The sequence below is a fragment of the Janthinobacterium sp. BHSEK genome (assembly GCF_056174685.1).
Map to the genome: position 1 here is coordinate 63,557 of NZ_JBWBYV010000061.1, position 8,232 is coordinate 71,788.

Sequence of the window (8,232 nt, forward strand, 5' to 3'; positions counted from 1 at the left end):
CAATAAAGTTGACTTCATGAATTAAAATTGGCTGGATGCATTAACTGCGCGACAAGATCGGGCAGGCACTTACACTGGATAGTTCGCATGGGTTTATTCGCAAGAACAAAGAAGTACGATGGCTGGCTGGCCACGGCGTTTGGCCGCGAAGGCGTCAGCGCTGTCGTCGTCGAACGTCCCGCCGACGGCATGCCGCGCGTGCGGGGCGCCGGCTACCAGGCGGCCGCGCGGCCGGCGCCGACCGAGGTGCTGGAGAAACTGGGCAAGGAGCTGCAGGCCGCCGCGCGTCACTGCACCACCGTGCTGGCCGGCGGCGACTACCAGCTGCTGTCGCTGGAAGCGCCGGCCGTGCCGCGCGAGGAATTGAAGACGGCCGTGGGCTGGCGCCTGAAGGACATGCTGGATTTTCCCCTGGCCGAGGCCACCATCGACGTGTTCGACATTCCCGCCGACCCGAACGGCACCCAGCGGGGCAGCAGCGTGTTTGCCGTCGCCGCGCGCAACAGCGCCGTGTCGCGCCGCCAGGCGCAGTATGCCGAATGCAAGATCGGCCTGTCCGTCATCGATATCCCCGAGATGGCGCAGCGCAATATCGCCACCTTGCTGGAAACGCCGGGACGCGGCATCGCCGTGCTGTTCTTCGATGGCGACGGCGGCTTGCTGACCATGAGTTTCAATGGCGAGCTGTACCAGGCGCGCCGTATCGACGTGACCCTGGCGCAATTGCAGTCGCCCGACGCCAGCCAGTACTATGACCGCGTCACCCTGGAACTGCAGCGCTCGTTTGACCATTTCGACCGCCAGTTCCATTTCATTTCGCTGGCCCGTCTGATGCTGATGACGGGCGCGGCCGATGGCTTGCACGCGTATCTGGCCGACAATCTCTACATGCCGGTCGAGCAGATCGACCTGGCCACGGTGCTGGATTTTTCCCAGGCCGCCGAGCTGCGCGCGCCCGCCATGCAGGCGCGCTACTTCCTGGCCATCGGCGCGGCCTTGCGCGAGGTCGGCGTGCACCCGGGCAAGCACGAAGGGAAGGGCGCATGAGCCAGCAGATCAATCTGTTCAATCCCCAGTTTGAACTGAAAAAACACCATATGTCGGCGCGTACGGCCGGCCTGGGCCTGGGCGCGCTGGCGCTGGTCTTGCTGACCCTGGGCGTCGTTGCCCAGCGGGCCACGGCGGACCTGGAACAGCGCGAAGCGGGCGCCAAGGCGGCGCTGGCGCAAGTCGAGGCGAAGCGCGACCAGATCGTCCGCGATTTTCCTCCACGCAAGAAAGATCCGGCCCTGGCGCAGGAACTGGCGGCCGTCGAGGCGCAGCGCCAGTTGCTGCAGGACGCGTCGGCCGTGCTGGACAGCGGCAAGCTGGGCAATACCCTCGGCTATGCCGGCTATTTCCGCGCGCTGGCGCAGGCCAGGGTCGAGGGCGTCTGGCTGACGGGCGTGGAGATCGCCGGCGCCGGCAATGACTTCGGCCTGCAGGGCCGGGCCTTGCACGCGTCGCTGCTGCCCGCGTACATCGCGCGCCTGGGCCAGCAGGAAGTACTGAAAGGCAAGACCTTCGCCAGCCTCGACATCGGGCAGCCCGATCAGCCGGCCGTGGCCGAGGGCAAGGCGGCCAGCCTGCCGTATATCGCGTTCAGCCTGCAGTCGGCGGACCGCGCCGCCACGCCGGCAAAACCTGTTGCTGGAGGAACGCGCTGATGCTGCCCTTGCTGAAGAAATGGGCCGCCGCCTTCGACGCCCTCAGCCTGCGCGAGCGGCTGATGGTGTTCGGCGCCGGCGCCGCCGCCATCCTGTTCGTGTTTTATTTCATGAGCTTCAATCCCCTGTTGGCGAAACGCGCCACGCTGGAAGCGAGTATTGCGCAAAAGCAAAGCCTGTTGAGTGCGACGAACAAGGAAATCGAGCTGAGCATGCTCGCCCATGCCGCCGACCCCGACCGGGAAGCGCGCGCGCGCCTGGCGGCCTTGCAGGCGGAAACGGCGTCCCTGGCGCAGGCGCTGCGCGAGAAACAGCACGGCCTGGTGGCGCCCGAGCGCATGGTCACCTTGCTCGAACACTTGCTGCGCCGGCACGCCGGACTGCGCGTGGTGTCGCTGAAAACCCTGCCCGCCAGCGCCGTGGGCGGCCGCCAGACCGATGCCGCGAACGGCGATCCTGCGGCCAAGGCGGATGCCGCCAAGGTTCCGGCCCCGGCCCCGTTGCTGCACCAGCATGGCGTGGAAGTGGTGCTGCAAGGCAGTTATGCGGACATGGTGCAATACATGCAGGCGCTGCAAGCGATGCCGACGCGCGTCTTCTGGGGCGCCGCCCACCTCGATGCGGCCGGTTATCCGGGCGCCACCTTGACCCTGACCTTACATACCCTCAGCATGGACGACACATGGATCGCACTCTGACCGCTGGCCGCGCGCTGCCGGCGTCTTTCCTGGCGCTGAGTTTGACGTTGAGCCTGGCATGGCCGGGCGCGCAGGCGCAGGCGCTGGACGACCCGACGCGCCCGCCGGCGGCCCTGTGGGCGCCCGCCAGCGCCGCGCCCGTCGTCGCGGCCCGGCCGCAGCTGCAATCGGTGCTCATCTCCACCCAGCCGGGCGGGCGCCGCCTGGCCGTCATCGATGGCCAGACAGTCAAGGTCGGCAGCAAGGTGGGCGATGGCGTGGTGACGGAGATCCACGAGACGGCCGTATTGTTGCGGCGTGGAAAATCGATGGAAACCTTCAAGCTGTACCCGAGCAGCAAGACCGACAATAAGACCGATCGCAAGACCGACCGCAAGCAGGAGTAGAAGAAGTGGCCAAGCAATTCAATCAACACAAGGCGAGCATGTTCAAGATCAGTACGATGGCGGCTGTCATCAGCGTCAGCCTGGGCCTGGGCGGCTGCAATGTCGCGCCCGTCAAGCGCGACACCTACAATGCGATCACCGATGCCGTCAAGGGCGCGGCAGCCACCACGGCGCCAGCGGCCCAGCCGGATGCCGTGGAAGCAGCGCTGCTGCCGCCCGTGGCGGCCCTGGCCCAGCAATTGCCGAAGGCCCGCGCCGCGCTCGACGAGCGCTTCAACGTGGCCTTCAACAATGTGCCGGCGCGCCAGTTCTTCACTTCCATCGTGGCCGGCACGCGCTACAACATGCTGGTCCACCCCGACATCGGCGGCACGATTTCCGCCAATCTGAAGGATGTGACCCTGTTCCAGGCGCTCGACGCCGTGCGCGAGCTGTATGGCTACGACTACAAGGTCGAGGGCACGCAGATCTACATCAAGCCGCTGACCATGCAGACGCGTTTGTTCCATGTCAATTACCTGACGGGCGCGCGCCGGGGCAGTTCCAACCTGCGCGTCTCGTCGACGTCGGTGGGCTCGGTCGGCTCGACCAGCTCGGGCGGTTCGGGCAGCAATGGCCAGAACGGCAACCAGGGCAATAATAACGAGCAGAACCAGCAAACGAATGGCGGCCAGGGCGGCCGCACGCTGGACAGCAGCAATTTGACCACCTCGTCGACGGCGGATTTCTGGCCGGAACTGAGGGCGGCGCTGGAAGCCATCGTCGGCAGCAGCGAAGGGGGCCGGCAAGTGGTGCTCAGCCCGCAGTCGGGCGTGATCGTCATCCGCGCCATGCCGGAAGAGCTGCGCAATGTCGACATGTACCTGAAGGCGACGCAGCTGTCCGTCGACCGCCAGGTGATCCTGGAAGCGAAAATCCTCGAAGTCGAACTCAACGACAACACGCAGACGGGCATCAACTGGGCCTCGTTCGCCTCCATCAAGAGCGGCCATACGAACCGCATCTCGACGGGCTTCATCCAGCCGGGCGGGACCCTGGCGCCGCTGCCGTTCAACGGCGGCCAGCCGCCCAACATGACGAATGGCAGCGGCTTGACGGCCAGCAGCGGCTTCGGCCTCAGTTCGGCGGCGACGGCGGCCGGCTCCATGTTCGGCCTGGCGTTCCAGACGGCCAATTTTGCCGCCATGATTTCCTTCCTGGAATCGCAGGGTTCCGTGCACGTGCTGTCGAGCCCGCGCATCGCCACCATGAACAACCAGAAGGCCGTGCTGAAGATCGGCACGGACGAGTTTTACGTGACGGGCGTGTCGACCACCACGAATACGACGGCCAGCGGCGCCACCACCAGCCCCAACGTGACCTTGCAGCCGTTCTTTTCCGGCGTGGTGCTGGACGTGACGCCGCAGATCGATGCGGATGGCAACATCATCCTGCACGTGCACCCGTCCGTCAGCCAGGTGTCGACCATCAGCAAGGAAATCGACCTGGGCAGCGCTGGTTCGCTGAAGCTGCCGCTGGCCGCCTCCAGCACCTCCGAGATGGACAGCATGGTGCGCAGCCAGGATGGGCGCATCGTCGCCATCGGCGGTCTGATGCGCCAGGCCACCACGGCGGACCGCTCGCAAGTGCCGGGCGCGGGCGACCTGCCCGTGCTGGGCGCGCTGTTCCGCAACACGGGGCAGGTGATCCAGAAGCGCGAGCTGGTGGTGCTGATCAAGCCCACCATCGTCGATGGCGCCAACAGCTGGAACGAGGACTTGCTCGATTCGGGCAAGCGCATCGAGGCGCTCGACCCGCGCCGTCCGTCGGAGCGGCGCTAAATGTACCAGGCCCATTTCGGCTTGCGCGAGGCGCCGTTCGGCCTCACGCCCGATACCAGTTTCTTCTTCAACGGCCCGCAGTCGCAAAAGGCGCTCAACACCCTGCTGGTGGCGGCGCGCAATGGCGAGGGCTTCATCAAGATCACTGGCGAAGTGGGCACCGGCAAGACTTTTCTTTGCCGCAAGTTCATGCAGTCGCTGGGGCCGGAGTTCGTCACGGCCTATATCCCGAATCCGAACTTGCCGCCCCGCTCGCTGATCCTGGCCCTGGCCGACGACCTCGACGTATTGCTGGAAAAAGATGCTGATCAGCATCAATTGCTGAAATCCCTCAACTTGCGCCTGCTCAACCTGGCGGCGCAGGGCAAGCGCGTGCTGCTGTGCCTGGACGAAGCGCAGGCGATTCCCGTCGACAGCCTGGAAGCCTTGCGCCTGCTGACGAACCTGGAAACGGAAAAGCGCAAGCTGCTGCAAATCGTGCTGTTCGGCCAGCCGGAACTGGACGTCAAGCTGGCCCTGCCGGAAATCCGCCAGCTGGCGCAGCGCATCACCTTTCACTACCACCTGGGACCGTTGTCGCGCGACGACGTGGATTTCTATGTGGCGCACCGTCTGCGCGTGGCCGGTTTCGACGGCGCGCGCCTGTTCAGCCGTGGCGGCGTGGCGCGCCTGTACAAGGCTTCCGGCGGCATTCCCCGCCTGATCAACATCATGGCGCACAAGGCGCTGATGGTGGCGTATGGCGAAGGGCGGCAGCAGGTCAGCGGCCGCCACGTGGCGCTGGCCGCCAGCGATACCCTTGCCAGCAAGCCCCGCTTGTGGCAGAAGCCTTGGCCATGGCTGGCGGGCGCCGGCGTGCTGGCCGCCGCCTGCGGCCTGAGCTGGACTTTATTGAACCGATGACGAAGATGAGCCTGTAGATGAGCCTGATTAACAAGATGTTGCAAGACCTCGATGCGCGCGGCACCCCCGATGGACGCGGCGACGCGGCCGGCATCCGTTCCGTGCCCGAACGCGAGCGGGGCGTGTCGCGCGCGCTCGTTTTTGGCGGCGCGGCCGGCCTGACGGCGGCCGCCATCGCCTTGGGCTGGGTCTACCTGAAGCGCCCGCCCGTGCCGCCCGTGCTGGTGAATGTGGCCAGCAAGCCTGTTCCGGCGCCTGTTCCGGTACCCGTTCCTGTGCCTGTCGCCGTAGCGCCCGCGCCGCTGGCGGTCGCCCCGGCGGCGCAACTCGAACCCGTGTTCCAGGCGGAGGAAGTGGCCCCGGCACCCGCCAGGGCGCGTCCTGTCGAGTTCCGGCGCGTCGCGGAAAAAGCCGCCAAGCCTGCCGCTGCGCTCGTGGTGAAAACGCCGGCAACGGCCGCCAGCGAGCGCCTCATCGACGGCAAGCAAGTCACGCCGCAGCAACGCGTGGAGAACGAATACCGGCGCGCGCTGGCCCAGTTGCAGGATGGCCGCGTCTCCGACGCCATGCTGGCCTTGCAGCAGACCTTGCAGCTGGACCCGCGCCACCAGGGCGCGCGCGAAACCCTGGTGCGTTTGCTGCTGGAAGCGCAGCGCCCCGACGAGGCGGCGCGCCAGTTGCAGCTGAGTCTGGCGCTGGACCCGAAACAGCCGGCGCAGGCGATGATGCTGGCCCGCTTGCAGCTGGACAAGGCCAACGGCGACGCGGCCGCCCTCGACACCCTCATGCGCAGCCTGCCGTACGCCGCCGACAACGGCGAATACCACGCCTTCCTGGCCGGCGTGCTGCAGCGCGAGCAGCGTTACCGCGAAGCGTCCGAGCACTACCAGCTGGCTCTGCAGGCGGCGCCCGACAACGGCGTCTGGTGGATGGGTCTCGGCATCGCCTTGCAAGCGGACAACCACCCGGCCCAGGCGCGCCAGGCGTTCGAGCGGGCCAGGGGCTTGCAAACTTTATCTCCCCAGCTGCAGGCGTTCGTCGAGCGCAAGCTGGTGCAGCTGGCGGCGGCGAAGTAAGCTTCACCTTAATGAAAGAAACCAGCTTGAAACCTCTCAGCTTGTTCATCGTTCTTTGCGTTGTTGCAAATAGTGTATTTGCCGCGCCCGCCAGCTACGTTCTTGAAAATACCGAAGTGCGCGACATCCGCGCGCAAGGATTGAAGCGCGACTACCAGCTCTATGTCGCCTTGCCCGATTCCTATCGGCAGGGGAATAAACGCTATCCGGTGCTGTTCGTCGTCGACGCCAATTATGGGTTTCCCGTCGTGCGCAATATCGCGCAGCGTCTGAACAAGCATGCGGGGATGGAAGAAGTGGTGGTCGTCGGCCTGTCGTACGCCAACGGCGATGGCGGCGTGTACAGCCGCCGCCGCGACTACACGCCCAGCACGCCGCGCAAGCATGACTACCGCTCGGACATGCCGGGGCGGCAACCGGCGTTCGGCGAAGCGGCGGCCTATGGCCAGTTCGTCTCGGGCGAGGTGTTTCCCTTCATCGCACAACACTATCGCGTCAACATGCAGCGCAAGGTGTTTATCGGCCATTCCTACGGCAGCCTGCTGGGCCTGCAATTTTTGCTGACGGAACCGCGCACCTTCGAGCATTACATCCTCGGCAGCCCCTCGCTGTGGTACGACGCCGGCGTGATGTTCGACCGCGAGCAGGCATATGCCGCCAGCCACAAGGACTTGCCCGCGTCCGTGTTCTTCGGCATCGGCGGCCTGGAAAAGCTGGCACCAGGAAAGAAACGGTCGCGTGCGGAGGAAGACGCCGATATGCTGGCCGATGTGCGCGAATTCGACGGCAAGCTGAAATCGCGCAAGTTTCCCGGCCTGAAGACGCGCCTGCGCGTGTTCGAGGACGAAGACCATGCGAGCGTGTTTCCCTTTGTGCTGACGCATGGCTTGCGGGCCTACCTGAAGTCCTCTAACTGAACCGGTTTCATTGGAAATAATAAACCAACCCGGGATATCCCCATGAAAACTCCAGATGCTGGCAAAAAAATGACTTCATTGCCGAAGATGTTTGCGATGTCTCTTTTATTGACCATCTCGACGTTTGTGCATGCCCAGGTTGGTAATAAATTCCACATGGAAAAGGCAGGCGACTACGCCGCTGAAATTGACAGATTGATCCAGACAACAAGTCCAAGAAGTTTTAATGGCGTCATTCTCATCACGAAAAATGGCAAGACGACATATTCAAAAGCCTTTGGGTATGCGGATGTGGAAAATAAAATACCATTGAAGCTGGAGGATAATTTCCGGATCATGTCGAATAGCAAGCAGGTTACTGCCGTGCTGATCTTGAGGGAGGTTGAAAAAGGTAACATCGATTTGCACAGTCCCGTCAGAAAATATTTGCCCGATTTGCCGCAGGCCTGGGCCGACGAGGTGACGGTGCATCAACTGCTGAACTTTTCGGCAGGAATCACTGACATTGACAAGCCGCTGAGCTTCAAGCCCGGAACGGACTTCCTGTATGGTGTGACGACCTACACCATGCTGGGCAATATTTTTGAAAAAGTCAGCGGGAAAACGTATATCGAGGCGGCCAATGACTTGTTCAAGGAACTGGGAATGCACAACAGTTTTTGCTATGAAGAAAACAAAGAAAACAAGAAGAATAACGTTATCAAGGGTTATGTCAATTCAAACAAT

9 protein-coding genes are annotated in these 8,232 nt (G+C 63.8%); all 9 read left to right on the forward strand.

Features of this window, described 5'->3' with window-relative positions; all coding sequences use genetic code 11:
* Positions 1-87: 87 nt before the first annotated feature.
* Positions 88-1,047, forward strand: a complete 960-nt coding sequence (locus tag AC0V2Y_RS21195) for an agglutinin biogenesis protein MshI (protein WP_475414478.1) — start codon at positions 88-90, stop codon at positions 1,045-1,047.
* A complete protein-coding gene (locus AC0V2Y_RS21200) occupies positions 1,044-1,706 on the forward strand; it encodes an MSHA biogenesis protein MshI (protein WP_475414479.1) in 663 nt (220 codons plus the stop codon). The genes AC0V2Y_RS21195 and AC0V2Y_RS21200 overlap by 4 nt, the downstream gene beginning before the upstream one ends.
* A complete protein-coding gene (gspM, locus tag AC0V2Y_RS21205; RefSeq protein WP_475414480.1) occupies positions 1,706-2,404 on the forward strand; it encodes a type II secretion system protein GspM in 699 nt (232 codons plus the stop codon). The genes AC0V2Y_RS21200 and gspM overlap by 1 nt, the downstream gene beginning before the upstream one ends.
* Positions 2,389-2,790 (forward strand): MSHA biogenesis protein MshK, encoded by a 402-nt coding sequence (locus AC0V2Y_RS21210; RefSeq protein ID WP_475414481.1) that lies wholly within the window; start codon positions 2,389-2,391, stop codon positions 2,788-2,790. Before gspM ends, AC0V2Y_RS21210 begins: the two co-directional genes overlap by 16 nt.
* Positions 2,791-2,828: 38 nt before the next feature.
* The gene (gene mshL / locus AC0V2Y_RS21215; protein WP_475414482.1) at positions 2,829-4,610 is read left to right on the forward strand and encodes a pilus (MSHA type) biogenesis protein MshL; all 1,782 of its coding nucleotides are present in this window, start codon (positions 2,829-2,831) and stop codon (positions 4,608-4,610) included.
* Complete coding sequence (locus AC0V2Y_RS21220; protein WP_475414483.1) at positions 4,611-5,513, forward strand: ExeA family protein; 903 nt, start codon at positions 4,611-4,613, stop codon at positions 5,511-5,513.
* 17 nt (positions 5,514-5,530) lie between these two features.
* Entirely contained in the window at positions 5,531-6,589 is a 1,059-nt protein-coding gene (locus AC0V2Y_RS21225) for a tetratricopeptide repeat protein (protein ID WP_475414484.1), read from the forward strand.
* A gap of 26 nt (positions 6,590-6,615) precedes the next feature.
* Positions 6,616-7,506, forward strand: coding sequence for an alpha/beta hydrolase (locus AC0V2Y_RS21230; protein ID WP_475414485.1), 891 nt, complete (start codon positions 6,616-6,618; stop codon positions 7,504-7,506).
* Between the two features lie 42 nt (positions 7,507-7,548).
* The coding region (locus tag AC0V2Y_RS21235) for a serine hydrolase domain-containing protein (RefSeq protein ID WP_475418364.1) at positions 7,549-8,232 on the forward strand (684 nt) is incomplete at its 3' end.

What these genes read in the sequence shown, in the direction of transcription:
- gspM (WP_475414480.1), top strand. Translation starts at nt 1,706, where the DNA reads ATGCTGCCCTTGCTGAAGAAATGGGCCGCCGCCTTCGACGCCCTCAGC.
- AC0V2Y_RS21200 (WP_475414479.1), top strand. Translation starts at nt 1,044, where the DNA reads ATGAGCCAGCAGATCAATCTGTTCAATCCCCAGTTTGAACTGAAAAAA.
- AC0V2Y_RS21210 (WP_475414481.1), top strand. Translation starts at nt 2,389, where the DNA reads ATGGATCGCACTCTGACCGCTGGCCGCGCGCTGCCGGCGTCTTTCCTG.
- AC0V2Y_RS21195 (WP_475414478.1), top strand. Translation starts at nt 88, where the DNA reads ATGGGTTTATTCGCAAGAACAAAGAAGTACGATGGCTGGCTGGCCACG.
- AC0V2Y_RS21220 (WP_475414483.1), top strand. Translation starts at nt 4,611, where the DNA reads ATGTACCAGGCCCATTTCGGCTTGCGCGAGGCGCCGTTCGGCCTCACG.
- mshL (WP_475414482.1), top strand. Translation starts at nt 2,829, where the DNA reads ATGTTCAAGATCAGTACGATGGCGGCTGTCATCAGCGTCAGCCTGGGC.
- AC0V2Y_RS21225 (WP_475414484.1), top strand. Translation starts at nt 5,531, where the DNA reads ATGAGCCTGATTAACAAGATGTTGCAAGACCTCGATGCGCGCGGCACC.